The organism is Nocardia sp. CWNU-33 (genome assembly GCF_046764895.1).
Taxonomy (GTDB): Bacteria; Actinomycetota; Actinomycetes; order Mycobacteriales; family Mycobacteriaceae; genus Nocardia.
Genome location: NZ_JBKOQN010000011.1, coordinates 64,532 through 84,483, shown reverse-complemented (window position 1 = coordinate 84,483; position 19,952 = coordinate 64,532). Strand labels below are relative to the sequence as shown.

The 19,952-nt window shown below is 63.6% G+C and carries 17 protein-coding genes and 1 pseudogene; 9 read left to right on the top strand and 9 right to left on the bottom strand.

Annotation, left to right across the window (positions count from 1 at the left end):
- The first annotated feature begins 192 nt into the window (after window positions 1-192).
- The 3 genes from ACLMAL_RS17280 (at window position 193) to ilvC (ending at window position 3,815) form a co-directional block, all read left to right on the top strand.
- Window positions 193-2,133 carry an acetolactate synthase large subunit gene (locus tag ACLMAL_RS17280; RefSeq protein WP_411999988.1) on the top strand — a complete coding sequence of 647 codons (1,941 nt, stop codon included), beginning with the start codon at window positions 193-195 and terminating at the stop codon, window positions 2,131-2,133.
- The gene (gene ilvN, locus ACLMAL_RS17275) at window positions 2,130-2,633 is read left to right on the top strand and encodes an acetolactate synthase small subunit (RefSeq protein ID WP_328404326.1); all 504 of its coding nucleotides are present in this window, start codon (window positions 2,130-2,132) and stop codon (window positions 2,631-2,633) included. Before ACLMAL_RS17280 ends, ilvN begins: the two co-directional genes overlap by 4 nt.
- A 180-nt stretch (window positions 2,634-2,813) precedes the next feature.
- Entirely contained in the window at window positions 2,814-3,815 is a 1,002-nt protein-coding gene (gene ilvC, locus ACLMAL_RS17270) for a ketol-acid reductoisomerase (RefSeq protein ID WP_328413285.1), read from the top strand.
- Window positions 3,816-3,913: 98 nt separating this feature from the next.
- Here ilvC and ACLMAL_RS17265 read toward each other — a convergent pair.
- Window positions 3,914-4,120: pseudogene (locus ACLMAL_RS17265) on the bottom strand (hypothetical protein); the annotation flags it as partial.
- A gap of 1,111 nt (window positions 4,121-5,231) precedes the next feature.
- Between ACLMAL_RS17265 and ACLMAL_RS17260 the strand changes: the two are divergent.
- The 4 genes from ACLMAL_RS17260 to ACLMAL_RS17245 all read left to right on the top strand — a co-directional run bounded on the left by ACLMAL_RS17260 (window position 5,232) and on the right by ACLMAL_RS17245 (window position 10,219).
- Complete coding sequence (locus tag ACLMAL_RS17260) at window positions 5,232-6,128, top strand: AAA family ATPase (protein ID WP_411999987.1); 897 nt, start codon at window positions 5,232-5,234, stop codon at window positions 6,126-6,128.
- 103 nt (window positions 6,129-6,231) lie between these two features.
- A complete protein-coding gene (locus tag ACLMAL_RS17255) occupies window positions 6,232-7,653 on the top strand; it encodes a vWA domain-containing protein (protein ID WP_411999986.1) in 1,422 nt (473 codons plus the stop codon).
- Window positions 7,654-7,850: 197 nt separating this feature from the next.
- Entirely contained in the window at window positions 7,851-9,038 is a 1,188-nt protein-coding gene (locus ACLMAL_RS17250; RefSeq protein ID WP_411999985.1) for an McrB family protein, read from the top strand.
- 2 nt (window positions 9,039-9,040) lie between these two features.
- Entirely contained in the window at window positions 9,041-10,219 is a 1,179-nt protein-coding gene (locus ACLMAL_RS17245) for an McrC family protein (protein WP_411999984.1), read from the top strand.
- A gap of 324 nt (window positions 10,220-10,543) precedes the next feature.
- On the opposite strand, the gene ACLMAL_RS17240 is transcribed toward ACLMAL_RS17245, so the two are convergent.
- From ACLMAL_RS17240 to ACLMAL_RS17225, 4 genes are all read right to left on the bottom strand, one after another.
- Entirely contained in the window at window positions 10,544-10,984 is a 441-nt protein-coding gene (locus tag ACLMAL_RS17240) for an NUDIX hydrolase (protein WP_411999983.1), read from the bottom strand.
- A 5-nt stretch (window positions 10,985-10,989) separates the two neighbouring features.
- Complete coding sequence (locus ACLMAL_RS17235) at window positions 10,990-12,141, bottom strand: DegT/DnrJ/EryC1/StrS family aminotransferase (RefSeq protein ID WP_411999982.1); 1,152 nt, start codon at window positions 12,139-12,141, stop codon at window positions 10,990-10,992.
- Window positions 12,142-12,236: 95 nt separating this feature from the next.
- Window positions 12,237-13,253 (bottom strand): Gfo/Idh/MocA family protein, encoded by a 1,017-nt coding sequence (locus tag ACLMAL_RS17230; RefSeq protein WP_411999981.1) that lies wholly within the window; start codon window positions 13,251-13,253, stop codon window positions 12,237-12,239.
- Window positions 13,254-13,329: 76 nt separating this feature from the next.
- Window positions 13,330-14,061: a hypothetical protein gene (locus ACLMAL_RS17225; RefSeq protein ID WP_411999980.1), complete on the bottom strand. Its 732-nt coding sequence runs from the start codon at window positions 14,059-14,061 to the stop codon at window positions 13,330-13,332.
- Between the two features lie 280 nt (window positions 14,062-14,341).
- On the opposite strand from ACLMAL_RS17225, the gene ACLMAL_RS17220 reads away from it, so the two are divergent.
- On the top strand, window positions 14,342-15,586 hold the full coding sequence (locus ACLMAL_RS17220) for an XRE family transcriptional regulator (protein WP_411999979.1): 1,245 nt from the start codon (window positions 14,342-14,344) through the stop codon (window positions 15,584-15,586).
- Between the two features lie 32 nt (window positions 15,587-15,618).
- Window positions 15,619-16,476, top strand: coding sequence for a phosphotransferase enzyme family protein (locus ACLMAL_RS17215; RefSeq protein WP_411999978.1), 858 nt, complete (start codon window positions 15,619-15,621; stop codon window positions 16,474-16,476).
- 100 nt (window positions 16,477-16,576) lie between these two features.
- On the opposite strand, the gene ACLMAL_RS17210 is transcribed toward ACLMAL_RS17215, so the two are convergent.
- From ACLMAL_RS17210 to ACLMAL_RS17195, 4 genes are all read right to left on the bottom strand, one after another.
- Window positions 16,577-17,161 carry a short chain dehydrogenase gene (locus tag ACLMAL_RS17210; protein ID WP_411999977.1) on the bottom strand — a complete coding sequence of 195 codons (585 nt, stop codon included), beginning with the start codon at window positions 17,159-17,161 and terminating at the stop codon, window positions 16,577-16,579.
- Window positions 17,162-17,233: 72 nt separating this feature from the next.
- Window positions 17,234-17,740, bottom strand: a complete 507-nt coding sequence (locus ACLMAL_RS17205) for a hypothetical protein (protein WP_411999976.1) — start codon at window positions 17,738-17,740, stop codon at window positions 17,234-17,236.
- A 104-nt stretch (window positions 17,741-17,844) separates the two neighbouring features.
- On the bottom strand, window positions 17,845-18,864 hold the full coding sequence (locus ACLMAL_RS17200; protein WP_411999975.1) for a Gfo/Idh/MocA family oxidoreductase: 1,020 nt from the start codon (window positions 18,862-18,864) through the stop codon (window positions 17,845-17,847).
- Window positions 18,865-18,945: 81 nt separating this feature from the next.
- Window positions 18,946-19,950, bottom strand: a complete 1,005-nt coding sequence (locus tag ACLMAL_RS17195; RefSeq protein ID WP_411999974.1) for a LacI family DNA-binding transcriptional regulator — start codon at window positions 19,948-19,950, stop codon at window positions 18,946-18,948.
- Between the last annotated feature and the right edge of the window lie 2 nt (window positions 19,951-19,952).

Sequence of the window (19,952 nt, the reverse complement as noted above, 5' to 3'; positions counted from 1 at the left end):
TGAGCCTGACTATCTGAGTCGAATACGTCAGCTCGCGCGCGACGCGCCACCCTCGAACAGCCATGCTGTCCGGGGGCTTTTTTGTGTTCGGACTATCGATACCGAGTTCCGGACCACGGCGCGACGCATGCACCGCGTGCACAGCAAGTGTTGTCCGGGGTACGAACGACAAGCAGTGAGGAAACCAAGACGGTGAGCGCACCAACCGCCCGGCCAGGGCCCTCGGCCCGCAGGCCGGCGCCCTCGGCGAATCAGCCGGCATCGCCCGCTGGCATCCCGACGAACGCGGCGAACCGCCGCCAGGTCCCGCCCGAGCGGGTCACCGGCGCGCAGTCGGTCGTCCGTTCGCTCGAGGAACTCGGCGTCGACACTGTATTCGGCATTCCCGGCGGCGCGATTCTTCCGGTGTACGACCCGCTTTTCGACTCCGTCAAGGTGCGCCACGTGCTGGTGCGCCACGAGCAGGGTGCGGGCCACGCCGCGACCGGATATGCCCAGGCCACCGGCAAGGTCGGCGTGTGCATGGCCACCTCGGGCCCCGGCGCGACCAACCTGGTCACCCCGATCGCCGACGCCCAGATGGACTCGGTTCCGATCGTCGCCATCACCGGCCAGGTCGGCCGCAGCCTGATCGGCACGGACGCGTTCCAGGAAGCCGACATCTCCGGCATCACCATGCCGATCACCAAGCACAACTTCCTCATCACCGAGGGCGTCGACATCCCGCGCATCATGGCCGAGGCGTTCTATCTGGCCGCGAGCGGTCGTCCCGGCGCGGTGCTCGTCGACATCCCGAAGGACGTGCTGCAGGCGAACACCACCTTCAGCTGGCCGCCGGAGATGCGGCTGCCCGGCTACCGTCCGGTCACCAAGCCGCACGGCAAGCAGGTGCGCGAGGCGGCCAGGCTGATCATGGAAGCCAAGCAGCCCGTGCTCTATGTCGGCGGTGGCGTGATCAAGGCCGATGCCTCGGCCGAGCTGCTCGAACTGGCCGAACTGACCGGCATCCCGGTGGTCACCACCCTGATGGCGCGCGGCGCGTTCCCGGACAGTCACACATTGAACATGGGCATGCCCGGCATGCACGGCACTGTCGGCGCGGTCGCCGCGCTGCAGAAGTCTGATCTGCTGATCACCCTCGGCGCGCGTTTCGACGACCGCGTGACCGGCCAGTTGGATTCCTTCGCACCCGACGCCAAGGTGATCCACGCCGACATCGACCCGGCCGAGATCGGCAAGAACCGGCACGCCGACGTCCCGATCGTCGGTGACTGCCGCGAGGTGATCGCCGAGCTGATCGAGACGCTGAAGTCCGATCCCGCCACCACCTCGGCGCCGCTGCTCGCACTCGGCGAATGGTGGAAGTACCTCGACGGCATCCGCAAGAGCTACCCGCTCGGTTGGAACACGCCGAGCGACGGTTCGCTCTCACCCGAATTCGTCATCGATGCGCTCGGCCGGCTGGCCGGACCCGACGCGATCTACTGCGCGGGCGTCGGGCAGCACCAGATGTGGGCCGCCCAGTTCATCAAGTACGAGAACCCGCGCACCTGGCTGAACTCCGGCGGTCTCGGCACCATGGGCTACGCCGTTCCGGCCGCCATGGGCGCCAAGATGGGCGCACCGGACAAAGAGGTGTGGGCGATCGACGGTGACGGCTGCTTCCAGATGACCAACCAGGAGTTGGCCACCTGCGCGGTGGAGGGCGTCCCGATCAAGGTCGCGCTGATCAACAACGGCAACCTCGGCATGGTCCGGCAGTGGCAGACGCTGTTCTACGAACAGCGTTACTCCAACACCGATCTCGGCACGCACACCCTGCGTATCCCCGACTTCGTCAAGCTCGCCGAAGCACTCGGCTGCCACGGCATCCGGGTCGAGCGGGAAGAAGACGTCGAGGCCGCCATCCGTGAGGCGCAGTCCATCAACGATCGTCCCGTGGTGATCGACTTCATCGTCGGCAAGGACGCCCAGGTGTGGCCGATGGTCGCCGCGGGCACCAGCAACGACGAGATCATGGCCGCGCGCGGCATCCGTCCGCTGTTCGACGAGGACGAGTCGGCCGCCGAGCCCGCGGTGATCCACGAAGCCATGTCGCACCAGCACGAACAGGACAAGGTGAACGAAGGATGAGCACGACTCACACCCTCAGCGTGCTGGTGGAGGACAAGCCCGGTGTGCTCGCGCGAGTTGCGGCGCTGTTCTCTCGCCGTGGCTTCAATATCGAGTCCCTCGCGGTCGGCGGTACCGAGCTGCCCGAGATCTCCCGCATGACCATCGTCGTCACCGTCGACGACCTGCCGCTCGAGCAGGTCACCAAGCAGCTCAACAAGCTGATCAACGTCATCAAGATCGTCGAGCAGGACTCCGACGCCTCGGTGGCCCGTGAACTGATCCTGGTCAAGGTGCGCGCTGACGCCAGCGTGCGGACTCAGGTGATCGAGGCCGTCACCCTCTTCCGGGCGAAGGTCATCGATGTGTCCCCGGACGCGCTCACCGTCGAGGCGACCGGAACCCGGTCCAAGCTCGACGCGCTGCTGCGCATGCTCGAACCGTTCGGAATTCGCGAGATCGTGCAGTCCGGAGTTGTCGCAGTCGGCCGTGGTCCGAAATCGATTACGGCTACCCGCTAGGGTGCGAGCCGTTGATCGCAGCGACCAGCTAATCTTGCTGCGATCAACGGTCGGCGTACCGCAAGCCCCGTGTACGCGGGGAAGATCCCATTTGCACATTCAGCACCTGCGTCCGCACGGTGCGCTCCCCGCCGAGGCGGGGCTGATCCTTCAGAAGGGAACCAACCAGTGGCAGTCGAGATGTTCTACGACGACGACGCCGACCTGTCGATCATCCAGGGCCGCAAGGTCGCTGTCATCGGCTACGGCAGCCAGGGCCACGCGCACTCGCTGAGCCTGCGCGACTCCGGCGTCGATGTTCGCGTCGGCCTTGCCGAGGGTTCGAAGTCGCGTCCGAAGGCCGAAGAGGCCGGTCTGACCGTCGGCACCCCCGCCGAGGTCGCGGCATGGGCCGACGTGATCATGGTGCTTGCCCCCGACACCGCGCAGGCGTCGATCTTCACCAACGACATCGAGCCCAACCTGAAGGACGGCGACGCGCTGTTCTTCGGCCACGGCCTCAACATCCACTTCGGTCTGATCAAGGCTCCGGCCGACATCACCGTCGCGATGGTCGCCCCGAAGGGCCCCGGCCACCTGGTCCGTCGTCAGTTCGTCGACGGCAAGGGCGTTCCGGCCCTGATCGCGGTCGACCAGGACCCCAAGGGCGAGGGCCAGGCCCTGGCGCTGTCCTACGCCAAGGGCATCGGCGGCACCCGCGCCGGCGTCATCAAGACCACCTTCAAGGAAGAGACCGAGACCGACCTCTTCGGTGAGCAGGCCGTGCTCTGCGGCGGCACCGAGGAACTGGTCAAGACTGGTTTCGAGGTCATGGTCGAGGCGGGCTACGCGCCGGAGATGGCGTACTTCGAGGTCCTGCACGAGCTGAAGCTCATCGTCGACCTGATGTACGAGGGCGGCATCGCCCGCATGAACTACTCGGTCTCCGACACCGCCGAGTTCGGTGGCTACCTGTCGGGCCCGCGGGTCATCGACGCCGACACCAAGAAGCGCATGCAGGACATCCTGAAGGACATCCAGGACGGCAGCTTCGTCAAGCGTCTCGTCGCGAACGTCGAGGGCGGCAACAAGGAGCTCGAGGGTCTGCGTAAGGCGAACGCCGAGCACCCGATCGAGGTCACCGGCGCCAAGCTGCGCGGCCTGATGAGCTGGGTCGACCGGCCGATCACCGAGACCGCCTGAGTCTGGGGTCGAATAGCGCGAACGGCCCGGCACCTGAATGGTGCCGGGCCGTCGTCTGTTCGGTCAGGTCTGCCGAGACAGCACCGGACTATTGAGATTTATGGCGCCGGCCGGTTGTTGGGGTTCATCGGGCCGGCCGGGTTGTTCGGATTCATAGGGTTGTTCGGGTTATTCGGGTTGCCCGGGTAGTCGGGGCTCAGCGGGTTGGCCGGATTGCTCGGGTTGAGCGGACTCTGCGGGTTATTGGGGTTATTGAGGTTGTGCGGGTTGAGCGGGCTGTTCGGGTTGTCAGGATTGGACAGGCTGCCATCCCAATTGCGGTCGGCCTGTTCGCGCCACGCGCGCTCGCACTCGTCCCGCCGCTCGGGGGTTTCGGGGTTGGCACAGTCCTCGGGCGTGAGTTGCCCGATTTCCGTTGCGGCTGCGGGGGCGTCACTGGGGCGGCCGAGGCCGGAATTGCCAACGCGGCCAAGGGAGCAGCGGCGATCGTCGCTGCAAACGACACCCTGGCCAGCATTCGGCGGGGAATGGTTGTCGAGAACACCATGAATTCTTTCTGATTCTGCTGGGGCATCGTGCTCAACGCCGTTGTGGCACACGATGATCGGCATCGCGCATCCAGCGGGCTGAAATCGAAGTCCATGCGGGCGGAACCCCCGACAGCGGCTTTCCGGTGACGTGCCGCTTAGTCCCGCCCGATCCAGCAACTAGCTGCTGCCGAACATTCCGCGTGGGAAGAGGTGGCGGGGGAACCCCCCACGGTCGTCGTGACGTCCGCGGTCGTGACGTCCGCGGTCATCCCAACCGCCACGATCGCAGTCGTCCCAACGGCCGTCGCTGTGATTCCAGTCGTCCCACGGGCCGCGGCGGTCGCAATCCCAGTCGTTGTCCCACGGGTCGTGCCGGTGGTGCCGGACTTCGGTAATCGCAGGACCATCGGCTGTGACTTCCGCCGAGGCCGGAACCGCCAAGGCGGTCAATGGAACTGCGACAAACGCGCCGGCGATAGCGACACGTGCCAATCTCCGGCGTGGAGTAGTCGACTTTGTTGTCGAGAACACCATGGATCCTTTCTCTCTTTTCGGTGAACCGCGCGTCCACCATCCCTCGGTGAGGGTCTGCTCTTGTGGGGCGAAAGCCCATCGGGCAGGTCGGGATCGAGGTCGCGATCGTCGCCGTCATGAGTGTCTCTGAGACCCGAAGGCGTCGACCGGACGTTCTACACTCTGCCGGACTTCGGCCGAAAGACAATGGGGCTAACACCATTACAGGGAAGTTTCATCCTTTGGTATGACGAGTCCCCTAACCCGGGGGTATCAGAACTCAGGGTCTGCTCCGGCGCGGCCGCGATGCGATGCGACCCGGTAGGGCGGGACGGCGAAACCCGCTGCGTACAGACCTTCTAGACTGTTACCGATGAGTAAGTTCTTTGGTTCGGTGGACGAGGTGACGCGGCGACTCACCGACGCCGGATACCTGCCGTCCCTCGACATCGCCACCGCGGTTTTCCTCGCGGGCCATCTCGGTAAACCGCTGTTGATCGAGGGCCCCGCAGGCGTCGGCAAGACCGAACTGGCCAAGGCCGTCGCGACCGCGACAACCGCCGATCTCGTGCGCCTGCAATGCTACGAGGGCATCGACGAGGCCCGCGCCCTCTACGAGTGGAACCACGCCAAACAACTGCTGCGCATCACCGCGACCGCCAACGAAAGCTGGGACAGCACCCGCGACCACGTCTTCACCGAAGAATTCCTGCTCGCCCGCCCCCTGCTCGCCGCGATCCGCAGCCCGAACCCGACGGTCCTGCTTATCGATGAACTGGACAAGGCCGACGTCGAACTCGAAGGGATGCTCCTGGAGGTGCTCGGCGACTACCAGGTGAGCATCCCCGAACTCGGCACCATCACCGCCGTCCGCACACCCTTCGCCATCGTCACCTCCAACGCCAACCGCGACCTGTCCGAGGCGCTGAAGCGGCGCTGCCTGTATCTCCACATCGACTATCCGACAGCCGAATTGGAACGCGCGATCGTCCGGATGAAGGTCCCCGAACTGGACGAGGCTTTGGCCGAACCCTTGGTCGGCGTCGTCGGCGCCCTCCGCGAACTGCCCTTGCGCAAAGCGCCCTCGATCGCCGAAACCCTCGACTGGGCAAGAACTCTCGCCGCTCTCGGCGCCCGCAATGTCACCAGCGCCATCGTCCGCTCCACCCTCGGCGTCCTGCTCAAGTACCAATCCGACCATCGCATCGCGATCGAACGGCTCGGCCTGCTCGGCGCGGATGGGGCGAATGGGAAGGACGCGGTGAAGTGACGGGGCGTCGCGTTTCGGCAGGGGGGTTCGCGCCGGTCGGCTGTGCTGCCCCGATGTGTTTCGCTGTGGTGGTGCCGAACGACGATTCGGTAGGAAGCGCGTTATGACGGCACCCGCGCGGCGTGGGCGACCCGACCGGCCCGCCGAGTCCATGACCGATCGCCTCGTCGAATTCGTCGGCCTGCTCCGCGACCACGGCATCCACGCGGGTCCCAGCGAAACCATCGACGCCGCCGAGGCGATCCTTGTTCTCGGCCTATCCGATCGGAACCGACTGCGCTCGGGGTTGGCGGCAACCCTGTTGCGCCGCAACGGCCAACGCGCCGTCTTCGATCAGCTCTTCGACCTGTACTTCCTCACCACCGACCCGCTGGAGTCGGTACGTCCCGCCGATCCGGAGTCCACAGACGCGCTGCGGGATCGGCTGGTTTCCGCACTGGCGCAAGACGATCGCGCGGCCGCCACCGAACTCGCTCGACAAGCACTGACCGAACTCGGCGGCTACGGGGGAGTCGGAACGGGCCAGAGCTCGGGCCCGGTCACCGCTGCCTCCGGCGCAGGCTGGTCCTCCTACCTGACCATGAAAGCCCTACGCCCAGAAGACTTGATCGACCGCATCGTCGCAGGCATGGGCGGATCCACCGGCGAATTCGACACCACCGTGCGCACCATCGAAGCCAACCGCCGCCTCACTCAATTCCGCACCGCAGTCCAAACCGAGGCCCGCCTCCGCTCCGCCCAACTCCGTGGCACCGAATACATCGCCCGCCGCGGCATCCAATCCAGCACCGACCAAGTCGACTTCCTCGGCGCGCGCGAACAAGACCTTGCCGAAATGCGCCGCCTCGTAACTCCTTTGGCCCGCAAACTCGCGACCCGTCTAGCGGCCCGCCGCCGCAAATCCGTGCACGGCCACATCGACATGCGCCGCACCCTCCGCCGTTCCATGGCCACCGGCGGCGTCCCCATCGACCCGGTCCTGCGCGCCCGCAAACACGGCCGCCCCGACCTCGTGGTCCTGGCCGACCTCTCCGGCTCGGTCACCGGCTTCGCCGAATTCACCCTCCAACTGGTCCAAGCCCTCCAAGACCAATTCAGCAAGGTCCGCAGCTTCGGCTTCATAGACACCTGTGACGAAATCACCCCCTTTTTCACCCCCGGCGAACCCCCCACGCCTGGCACCGCCGCCCGAATTGTCCGCACCGCCAACGTCACCCGCTTCGGCAGCAGCAACTACGGCGAATCCCTCCAGGGTTTCGTAGACAACTACCTCGACGCCCTCGGCCCGCGCACTTCTCTGCTGATCCTCGGCGACGCCCGGACCAACCGCACCGACCCGAATCTTGCTGCTCTACAAGCGATGACGGCGCGAGCCAAACACGCTTACTGGCTCAACCCTGAGCCTGCCCGCTCCTGGTCCACCGGCGACTCCGCCGCTCAGGTGTATGCCGAGCACGTCACGATGCACGAGTGCCGCAATGTCAAACAGCTCGCCGAGGTAGTTGCCCGCCTCTTGCCTGCGTGAGTCATATCGGTCTGTTGGTCTCGAGAGTCTCGTGCCGCGCCTCCCGAGACTGATGTGAGTTGAGCGCTATTCTGATCCAGGTGCTGGCCAACCATGGGAGCAGGCAAAGCGTGGCCGGCAGCAGCAGGTGCACGGACGTTGCGCTCCGATCACCGCAATAATCGAGGCTGGCAGGGTAGTTAGGGGAGTTCTCACAGATGGCCCGTATTCGTGAAATTGTTCCGAGTACCCAGAACGTCCGGGCACACAAGGTCGAAGACGCTGTCAGCTGTCAATACAAGGTGATCGAGGATCCTGACGGTGCCACCCTGGTCCACCTATCGACGTTCGGGTCCGAACAGCGCGAATCCCAGCCCAAGAGCAGCCAATCGATCCAGCTCAACCGCCAGAACGCGGCTGAGCTGATCTCGATTTTGAGCACAGCGTTCGGGTTTGCCTGGCGACCGAGGCACGCGGGGTTCGTCGAGCCTGAGCCTGAGCCTGATGCGAACGCCGATATCGAGCTCGAGTTTGCTGATGCTACCGATGAACTCGCAGCTGAGTTGTACATGCCCAAGGAGTGGCTGCAGGAGAGCATCGCCTTGCTCCGGGATCGGCCGCAACTGATCTTCTACGGTCCTCCGGGAACCGGGAAGACCTATCTCGCAAAGGCTCTCGCCAAGCACCTGTGTGGTGCCGAGCACGTCAAGATGGTTCAGTTCCACCCGTCGTACTCGTACGAAGACTTCTTCGAAGGATTCCGTCCGGTCGAGACAGAGAACGGCCAAATTGCCTACGATATCCACCGGGGCCCGTTGCGTCAGCTGGCCGCGGATGCGCGCAAGGACCCAGGAAACCTGTACGCACTCATCATCGATGAGGTCAATCGCGGCAATCTATCGAAGATCTTCGGCGAGCTCTACTACCTGTTGGAGTACCGCGACGAGAGCATCAACCTGCTCTACTCGGACAAGGTCGAGATGTTCAGCCTGCCGAAGAATGTGCTCATCATCGGAACAATGAACCGAGCCGATCGATCTGTCGCACTGGTCGACTCGGCGATGCGCCGTCGCTTCGCGTTCGTCCACCTGCACCCAGCCAAAGAGCCGACACGAAGTGTCTTGCGAAAGTGGCTGAAGGACAAGGGTGAGACAGAAGTGATCGCCGATATCGTGGACGAACTGAACGAATCTATCGTTGACGAAGACTTCAAGATCGGCCCGTCGTACTTCATGCGGCCCACCGCCACTTCCAAGATCGGTATGGACGTTGTTTGGCGCACTACTGTGCTGCCCCTCATGGAGGAGTATCACTTCAACGACCCCGGTGTCGATGTGCACGAGCGATACGAGCTGGCCGGAATCGAAAGACGGGTGAGCTCTCGAGACTCTGAAGCGGAAACGTAGAAATGCCACCGCCCGTCGATCTTGTCGAGCATGGTCGACCGCAAGAGGTCGAGCTTTCCGAAGAGCAGTACGAGGCTCTTCGCGGGCTCAAAATTGCTGGGGTAAACCGGATCTCGACCGGCAAATACAGCATCAAGCCTGGTCAGAAGGTCGGCTCTATCCGACTGGGTGCTGTACAGATCAACATTCGACCCAAGATCGCCGAACTCAACCGACTCTTGTTCTTCGTCGGATACAGCTCGAGCCCCTCGATCTGGCGTGACGAGTTCGTTCGACTCGAGAAGGCCGACGGCCTTTTCCCCGCAGTCTCGGAGTCGTTCGTGCGCTTGGCATCCGACGCATTCGCTCGCGGGTTGTTGCGCGGGTATCGCTCCACCACCGACTCGCTGTCGGTCGTGCGTGGTCGAGTTCGATTCCAGGAGCAGATCACCCGAAACTATGGCCTGCCGGTCCCGATTGCCGTGCAGTATGACGATTTCACCGCGGATGTAGCGGAGAACCGGGTCATCCTGTTGGCCACGTTGCGTCTGCTCGCCCTGCCGGACATCGGAGCAGCTGCACGGCAACAGCTCAATCGCATTCGCGCGATGCTGGACGAGATAACGACCGTTCCCATACGCGCAGGTCGACCGAAGTTCGGGTTGAACCGACTCAACGTCCGTTACCACGATGTGCTGCGGTTGTCTGAAGTGATTCTCGACAACGGTTCGTTCGGTCAACACAACGGTCCTCTTGCAGTCTCGGGCTTCTTGTTCGATATGTGGAAGATCTACGAGGACTTCGTCACCGGTGCATTGAGTATGGCGATGCAGCAGTACGGGGGATACGCGAAGACTCAGACCGACCACTACATGGACAGGGCGGCAAGGATCAAGTTCATTCCAGATCTGGTCTGGTGCGACGGCGACGGTCTCCCGGTCGCTGTCGTCGACGCGAAGTACAAGGCGGAGAAACCAAAGGGCTTCCCCGAAGCCGACCTCTACCAAATGCTTGCCTACTGCGCCGTTCTAGGTCTCGAGGAAGGGCACCTGATCTATGCAAGGGGCAACGAGCCGGCGACTGTCCACGCGATCAATACGTGCAATGTCACCATCCACTGCCACGCTCTCGACCTATCCCTCCCCCCAAACGATCTGCTGAAGAGTATCGATTTATTGGCTAAGGCGATTCTCGACAAATAGCACCACTTGTGCCTCGAAGCCCGCCGAACCGGCCTCAGCAGGCAGCTCGGAATTTCATGAAGCGTTCCTCGAAGTCGGTCTGGCGAGGGGTAGTCCTCCTTCGAGCGCGGCAAAGCCAATAGTGCGCCGTTCAGTGCCTGCAGGCGATGCTTCAGTATCAGCACACCTTGCGGATCTCGCATGAGCTCAGCGCCGATTGGATCTCGTATTCGGGTCCAGCCCGTCCACATCGTGTCTGCACTTGACGCTGTGCTGCTGCGTGCCTGCTCCGGTCGGTTCAGGTGCTCGATCGGAGCCAGCGTCCTCGACAGTCGACGAGTCTGCTCATGCCTCCTGGTAAGCCGCCAACACCGCCTTGACTGCGTCCGTTACAGGTGGTTCTTCAGAAAGGCCGGTCCAGGTGTACGCATCATGTTCAGTCAGCTCGACCGGCTCGGGATCCACAACGTCCACGGTGAAGTTGAACTGGCGATTCTTCTTGCCGCTACCGGATTGATAGTCAAACTCGCCCAAGTAGTTTCGGATTCCGGTGATGTCGAGCCCGGTCTCTTCCTTGACCTCGCGGATGAGCGCTTGGTCGAGCGTTTCGCCAGGATCGACTTTACCGCTCGGCAATTCCCAGATGCCGCCCATGAAGTCGTCGGTTGGTCGTTGCAGCAGGAGCACTTTGCCGTCATGTTGGACGACCGCGCCGACCACAAGCTGTTGTACCTCGTCGAGTTCGGCTTCGCGTGTCAACTTCTCCAGCAAGGCGGTTTCGATCATCAGTCCTATCCCTTCAGCTCGGCGTGGTGTTCGGTCACTTTGCGGATGGCTTCGATGTAGCGATCGACCATCGGTAGATCTTCTTCTCGGTTCCAGACAGGCAGTTTGAGCGTGGTGAGGTGGATCTCTTCGGCTTGCGGGTAGTCGCCGGGGGCGTAGGTCAGTTTGCCGGTGAGTGCCGGGAACAGCGGACCAGGGTCTTGAAACAGCGGCAGTAGGTTGAGTGGGCAGGTTGACCCGGGGCGATCGAGCTCGGAACAACCTTCAGCCTGCAGGGCGGCGTGGAAGCGTTCGACCGGCACCTCATCGAAAGCATCTGCGTCGTAGCGCATGGTGAGCCCGTACCAAGACGGCAGCACTTCCGGCTCGGTCCGCGGCACAGCGAGACCTGGCAGGTCATCGAGTTCCCCGAGGATGTATTCCGCGATGCGCTGACGCCCGGCAAGGTAGTCGTCCAGGTGTGAGAGCTGGTCCAACGCGATAGCTGCGGCCATCGGATGGATGCGATGTTTGAGGCCCATGCCGGTTACAGCGTACCGACCGAGCTCGACGCCGGGGATCTCGTTTCGGCAGCGTTTGTTGTACTGGCCGTGCAGCAAGACCCGGTGGTAGACCTCATCATCATCGGTCAGCACGAATCCGCCTTCTCCCGCGGAGAGGGGCTTAGGGCCGTTCATGCTGAAAGCGGCGGCGCGGCCGAATGTTCCGACCCGCTTCCCTCTGACGCTTGCCCCGTGGGCGTGGGAACCGTCTTCTAGGAGCTGTATGGCATAGATGTCGGCCAGCCTTTTCAACCCTTCGATTTGGGCTGGCACGCCCCACATATGTGTCACCACAATGGCTTTGGTTCGGGGGGTGATGCGCCGGGAGATATCCTGTGGATCAACATTTCCGCTGGCGTCGCAGTCCGCCAGGACAGGTGTTGCTCCGAGATGCAGCAGCGGCGTTGCGGTGGCGAAGAAGGTGTATGCGGGCACGATTACTTCATCGCCTGGCCCGATCCCGCACGCGGCGTACATCGAATACAAGGCTGCGGTGCCTGAGCTGTTGAGGACAGCGTGTCGCACACCGAAGTAGGTCTGCAGATTGTCTTCCAACCGGGCAACGACACCAGAGCGGTCGTAGATCGAAATGCCTTCGTCGAGTTGGTTGAGCACTGCGACGATCGTGGCATCGGTGAGCGGTGGCCACGAAAAGTGCGGTGCCTCTTCTTTGATGACGGGTGTGCCGCCGAGAAGTGCCAAAGGGGACATCACAGTAGCTCCATCGGGTTGATGTGGGAACGGGTGCGGGCCGCCTCATAACAAGCGGCGACGAAGGCCATATGGGCGAGATTGTCGGCGGGGGCACTGAGGTTGGGGCGAGTGCCATCGATGACGCGGTGGAAGTAGTCGATCTGGCAGGCGGCTGCGGATGGCCACGCCTGTTCGCGCCGTAGCGATTCGATGACCTCGCCGCCGTTGGTGAGCCGGCGGATGCAGCCGCGCTCCAAGTGGACGATGCCCTCTGAGCCGACTAGCCGGATCTCCTCTGACTTGGGGCCGAGGAAACGGGATAGCAGCAGTGAGCCATAGAGGCCGTTGTTGTAGGAGAAGTGCACGAGCGCAGTGTCTTCGGCGTCATAGCTGCGGTCCGGCCTGGCTCTGACGGATAGGTCGGCGGTAATGCTGGCCGGAAGACCGAAATACCATAGAAGCAGGTCGATCAGGTGGTATCCCATGTCGATCACGCAGCCGCCCCCGGCTTTGGCGGTTACACCGCGCCAGCCTTCGGAGGGGTCTTTGATGTGCAGGGTATAGCGGGCATCCACCAAGAATGGAGTACCGATCTGGTCAGCGAGCTGTATGAAGCTGCTGTAGATCGGGTTGAAACGTCGTTGCAAGGTGACCATCAGCTCGATGCCGGACTGTTCACACACCTGCGCCAGCTCACGAGCCTCGTTTAATGTTGTGGCGAACGGCTTTTCCTTCAGAACGTGGATGCGATGCGCCGCTGCGGCTTCGATGACCGACCGGCCGACATCATGCGGCACACAGACAACGACAAGGTCGAGCTGTTCAGCGTTGAACATCTTGTGGAAGTCGGTGTAGCCCGAGACCTGGTACAGATCTCGCTGCTCGCGCATGCTGGCCGGATTCTCATCGCACACTGCGACAAGCTCAACCCGCCCCGACGCCCGCAGCCCAGGAAGATGGTCATCCACCGCCTGTCGACCTAGCCCGACTACCCCTGCGCGTAGGACTGTTCGCTGCTCCGCAGCTAATCGCATTGTCCGCCAGTCGGATTCAGCCTCCTGCTGGACCGTGCACGGTGCTGGTGCACTTCCGATCGCACCTCGAAGCGTTTCACGTGATCGCATGAGATCCCCCGATTGGTGCGGTGGTGTGACCAGCTATCGCCAGCTCGCACCAGGTGGTGATGGTGCTGTCGCCACTACGAAACCGGCCGTACCGTCGGCTCAGTGCGGCAACTGTTGGGTTGAAACTCAGACCCGTCACGGAGAATCGCGGTCGCGCATCGCTGACTTCGATAACCAGCTTCTGCTCGGTGCGACCGACCCGAACAGTCAGCACCCTCAGCTCGGTTGCCTGTACCGCTTCACCAACGAGTTCGGTCATGATTTGTTCGGCAGTGTCGGTCAAGTCATCCAAAAGCCACTGCGACAGAGTCAACCGTGCATGTATTTGTGCCATGGAGACAGCGGTTGTTGTGGCGGCTAACTGAAGTTCGGCGACGGATACGGGCGACACTGATGAGCGAACCTCACCGCCGTCGACTGCTGAGGCCGCGAGAACACAGGCATGTGCCTCGTTCCATACAAACGTTTCGAACGCCTTCTCGGGCATGCCCGGCCCTACCAAATGCTGTCGGCTCGGCACCAGCACGTGTTGCGACTGTGAACGCAGGAGTTCTGCGGTCAATGTAGTCAGCGCGGCAGTGCTGTCGCCTTGCTCCTGGAAGACCATGCCCAATTCGATGCCCTCCCGGGCGGCGAGTAGCCGTATCTCGCTCTCGCACTTTTGGATCGAGCACCCCGCCACATCGAGACGCAAGTAGCCATATCCCAGCGGCATCATTTTCACCGTCCTCATCCGGGTGTCCGCGCAGACCGTGCGCTCGTAGCGTCCCGATCGGTTTGATCGCGGCCCCTTGTCGTCGGAACCCTGGTTCTAGGTTCGACCCTCGAGCGGTTCAGAAAGAGGGCAAGTTATGGGGCAGAAAGCCATCTGACCGCCACGCTCGATGGGGCTGGATAGACTGAGCTGACCGATACTGCCGAGGGGGCAAATGCCACCGAACGTGCGACTTCAGCAGCGACGCGAGGCAACGCCGTCACGAGTTGCGCCTGGGCGTGCGATGAGCCGCGCCGAACTTGCCGAAGCAGTCAACGACTACCTGTGGCGCACTCATCGTCAGCGCCGTGAGCTCGACGCACACACCGTGGCCCGCTATGAGCGGGGCGCAGTCCGATGGCCGAACGAGGCTTATCGAGAAGCATTCCGCGCCATCTTGGGTGCGACCGATAGCGAGCTCGGGTTTCTCCCTTCCCGTGAGCGACGGGAAGACCGTCTGCATCCCGATGGCACGCTCGCAGTGAACTTGTTCAGTCCGTTCGATCCAGGCCGTGTACCGACCACCTGGATCGACGAACTGGGTGCGGAAGAGGCCAAGGCGATAAGTCGTGTCGGATGGACCGACGTCGAGCGAGTGCGCGACGCGACGCGGAAGGCGGCCTCAGCCGAGAACCTGCATGGGGGCGGCGCTGCCAGCCTCCTTGCAGGCACACAGCTCGGCCGCTTCGTTCGGTTCTTCGATGCACAGGCCGCGCCAGCCACCCGCAGGGCGCTACTCGAGGCTGTCGGGAACCTCAGTGGCGTTGCCGGGTATGCCGCCTTTGATGTTGGGGACTACCCGACCGCCGAACGTAGGTTCCGTTTGGCATTGTGGTGTGCCGACAATGCAGGATCTTGGGAGCTGCGTGCCAGCACCCTGGCCGACATGGCCCGCAAAATGGCGTATGTCGGCAACGCCGACGGCGCACTCTCGTTGATCGAACTCGCACAGGTACGGTCGGATCGCCTGTCGGCGACTGCCCGCGCCATGCTCGGCGCCCTACGAGCGCAGTTCCTCGCCTCAGTTGGACGGATCGAAGAAGCACTCACCGCTGTCGCTCGATCAGATGAGCTCTTCGCTGACCGGATGCCCGCTGACGATGCCCCTTGGCTCTGCTACTACGACAAAGCCGAACACCTCGGCAGCACAGGTAAGGCGCTGATCCCTATCGCGAAAGCGCGTGAACGCATTGAGCTGGCAGCGCCGCGTATTCGTGAGGCCGTCGCGCTGCAAGGGTCGGACTATCCACGGTCTCGAACCTTCTCACTCACCCGATTGGCCACTCTGACAATGCAACTGGACGACCCGAGAGAAGCCGCCGCCATCGGCCTGCAAGCCACCCAACAAGCCACCGCCTTTCGCTCGCAGCGCATCCAGCACGAACTTCGCACCCTCGCAGCAGTGGCGTCTCCACGACGTCGGATGACCGAAGTTGCCGAACTGCGGAACGCCATCGCCAGTAGCACAACCCCGAGGCCGGAGCAATGAGCTCGACCGGGCCGACCGCCTCGACTGACGAGGTGCTGGCCAAGGCTGCGGAAGTCAGTGGTGTCGAGCTTCGCGGGTCTGTATTGGTTCGCGACGGCTCGCATGCCATCTACCGGCTGGGCGACGACGTCGTCGCCAGGATCGGACAACCAGGAAGCATCGACCACGCCGCGCGCGAACTCCGAATCTCGCAGTGGCTGAATGACTCCGGTATACCAACGGTCGAGGCTGACACATCGCTGGTGCAACCGATCGTTATCGCTGATCGCCCTGTCACATGGTGGCGCTTGATCCCAGATCATCGGCCGTCTTCTCCTCGCGAGCTCGGCGCGACCCTGCGGACGCTCCACGCGTTGCCACCTCCGAACGAATTCGTGATCCCCTCCTACGATCCCTTCGCCGGTCTCGAGCGACGCATCGTCACTGCACCATTGATCGACCAGGATGATCGGGCGTGGCTTCTCGAGCATTACGCGCGGCTCCGCGGGAAGTACGACGGGTTGCCGAACATCCCTACGCCCTCCGTGATTCACGGTGATGCCTGGCAAGGCAACGTGGTTGTGCCGCCGTCAGGGATCCCAACTGTCCTCGACCTCGACAAAGTGTCCCTCGGTTGGCGCGAATGGGACCTCATCCAACTAGCCGTGGACTACACGGATTTCAGTCGCGTCTCCGACGAGGAATATCAATCTTTCGTCGAGGCTTATGGAGGCTACGACGTCACCGCCTGGAATGGGTTCCGGGTGTTGGGTGATATCCAGGAACTGCGGTGGGTCGGATTTGCCGCCGCTCGTTCCGAAGCCAGCCGAGCGGCGGCGGCGCAGGCAAAGCACCGGATTGCTTGTCTCCGTGGGCAAGTGCCGCCGCCGTGGCGCTGGGACGCGCTGTGAAGCGAAACCTGGATCGACTCCTTGCGGCACGCTGACTCCAAAGCCACACTGGCTGTGATAGAGACCGTGTCGTAGAGGCGCTGACAGCCCTAGGCGACGATCAAGCGTGTGGCCGGAAGGTCTGCCCCTGCGCGTCCCCCTCGACCGCATCCACATACGACCGCGCAACAACGCCGGCAGGAGTTCCGTCGGCGGGATCGAGGCCCATGCTCGCCAGTGTCTCCGCGACCCAACCGGGACCGACGGCGTTCAGGCGTAGGCCGCGGGGCATTTCGATCGCGGCATGCGCTACGAATGCCTCCAGGCCCGCATTTACCAGAGCGCCGAAGGAACCGCCGACCATCGGACGCTTGAATACGCCGCTGGTCAACGTTATCGAGCCGCCGTCACGCAGCTGCTGGATTGCGCAGCGGACCAGATGCAGTTGGCCGAGCAGTTTGCCCTGCAGCCCGCGGGTGAAGTCGTCGTCCGAGTTCAGCGGCGTGAGCTTGCCGCTTGCCGCGGTGACCACGACGGCGTCCACGTCCCGGACGGTCTCGAAGAGTGCGTCGATCGAGGCGTTGTCATCCATGTCCACGCGCACCGGCCCACGTCGAGAGGCACGCACCACCTCGTGGTTCTTCTCGAGCGTTTCGGCAACGGCCGAGCCGATGGTCCCGCTGGCCCCGACAACGATGATCTTCATACGGCCCCTTCTTCGAAGCTCATACCGCAAACAGGCAAATCGTGAGGGTAGGTAACGAATATTCAGCTCCGGTTATTCCGAGTGGATCGGGTGGCCTGCGGGAGCCAGGTCATCGGAGATGATCCGGCTGGTCAACCTTTGGGAGGGAGACGCGCGTGGATCGTGCCGTTTGAACGCCTGGTTGCCGTGGGCTACGGAAGTGTCGTCAGCGCCGGACGGTGTACTGGCGGATTCGATCGGATCGGCCCTACGGACGTTGGTGGACGGATGGCACGGGGCTGGCGTATTGCGTTTGGCCAGTTTCCATTTCACGTACTCACCGAGAGCCGTGTCCGGCGACTTGCGGAAAGTTCGACGGCGGTGGCCGCGGACTTGTTGATCGGCTCGATCGGCGTGGACGGCATCGACAAGGCCGGTCGACTTCTTCAGGGTCTGGGCGTCGAAGTGGCGGTTGGCGCGGTGGGCCTGCGCTCGGGAGCGGGGGATGTTCTTGCGGGAGGACTTGTCGTTTTCGCCGTAGGTGTTGCGGCGGTCTTTGGTGTAACTGAGCTGCTTCTTCTCTTGCGGTGTCCTCCTCATACAGGTGAGGGTAATGGTGCGGGCTGATCGGATTCATGTGGTTTTCTTGCGAGCTACCGGCCACGGGCAGGTGTGTAGCCGGTAGCTCGACGACCAACTCGAGGTCAGTGGCGAACCTCGGCTACCGCGACCGGGCGGCGCTCCCGCCGCGAAAGTTCGCAGGCCTCAGCGATATAGAACGCCTCCAGGGCATCGCCCGCTGTGCAGGGGCTATCGATCTCCCCGGTCGCGACGGACAGGAACGCCGCAAGCTCGTCGGTGTACGCGCGCCGGAAGCGCTCCATGAATCCCGGATAGGCAGGAAAGGGCGAGGGAACGTAGTCGGGTTCGACGGAGGTCAACGGCGCTCGGTCGTCGAGACCGACGATCGCGTTACCTCGGGAGCCGAGTGCTTCCAGGCGGACGTCGTAGCCTGCGCCGTTGTAGCGGGCCAGGGAAACGGTTGCCAGGGTGCCGTCGTCGAGGCGCAGGATTACCGCGGCGGTGTCGACGTCGCCCGCATCGGCAAAGAATTGTTCGCCTCGGTTGGTGCCGGTGGCGTAGACCTCCTCCACTTCGCGGCCGGTTACCCAGCGGATGATGTCGAAATCGTGAACGCCGCAGTCGCGAAACAGCCCTCCGGAGCGGGGGATGTATTCGGCGGGTGGGGGTGCGGGGTCGAGGGTGGTGGCGCGGAGGGTGTGCAGCCAGCCGAGGTCGCCGGAGGCGATGGCGGCTCGGGCGGCGCGGTAGCCGGCGTCGAAGCGGCGTTGGAAGCCGATTTGCACTGGGACGGTCGAGTTTTCGATGTGTTCGATGACCGCGAGGGTGCCTTGGATGTCGGTGGCGACCGGCTTTTCGCAGAAGACAGGGATGCCTTGGTCGACCGCGCGGGTGATGAGTTCGGGGTGGGAGTCCGTAGCTGTCGCGATGATCAGGCCGTCGAGGTCGGAGGCGAACAGAGCGTCGAGGTCGGGCACCGCTTGAACGCCGAGTTTTCCGGCCGCGGCGCGGGCTCGTTCGGCGTCGGCGTCGGCGACGATCACACTGCCGACGCCGGGGAGGTGTTTCAGGGTTTCGGCGTGTGAGGTGCCGATTCGTCCGGTGCCTGCCAGGCCCAAGGTGACGGGTGTTGCAGATGTCATCGTCGCTCCTCCTGGTGAAAACTCATCGTGTGGTGGGAAATTCGAGCCCATGGGGATTCGAAGTGGCCCGCGGGGCCTGGTTCAGCTGCGGGGCGCTGCGGTCGTCGCGCGAGTGACAAGGGCGGGCTGTAGGCGGCGTCGGACCGGCTCGGTGCGGCCGTCGCGGAGGCGTTCGGTGAGCGCTTCGATTGCCAAGCGGCCCATTTGGGTGCGGGGCTGGTCGATGGTGGTCAGTGATACGTGGCGCAGCGCGGCCAGGGAGGTGTTGTCGTAGCCGACGATGGAGACGTCGTGTGGTACACGCAGTCCCGCTTCTTCCAACGCGGACATCGCGCCGACGGCGTTGAAGTCGTTGCTGCACACCAGTGCGGTGGGGAAGTTGTGGTGGGAGAAAAGGTTCAAAAGCTTCTGGACGGCGGCGATGCCTGCCGAGTCGGTGTGCTCGCTGGGGATGATCATCGGTTCCAGGCCGTGGCGGGCCATGGTGTCGCGATAGCCGCGGCGACGCGCAGCGGAGGTGAAGGCGGCGCCGCCGTCGAGGTGGACGATGCGGCGATGGCCGAGGGCGACGAGGTGGCCGACGGCCAGTGCAGCGCCGACCTCGCCGTCGTCGTTGACGGTGTCGACGTCGGGGATGGTGGAGCTGCGCGAGATCAGCACGACCGGCCCCTGCTGTGCCGCATCGCGAATCGCGGCGGCGGGCAGCACCGGTGACAGCAGGATGATGCCGCCGGGGCGGAACGACAGCAGGCCCTCCAAGGCGGTGCGTTCGCGGGCGGCGCTGCGACGGCCGGTGTTGAGGATCAGTTCGAACCCGGCGTCCTGTGCCGCGGTGTCCATGCCTTCGACGACATCGGCGAAGAAGGGATTGCGCAGGTCGGAGACCATGACGCCGATGATGTTCGACGTTCGGCTCGCTAATGATCGCGCCATGATGTGCGGCTGGTAGCCGAGGTCTTTGGCGGCCGCCAGCACGGCGCGGCGGCGGTGGTCGCTCACCTTGGGGGAGTCGCGCATGACGAGGGAGACCAGGGCCCGGGAGACGCCGGCGCGCGCCGCGACGTCTTCCATGGTCGGTCGCGCCATGT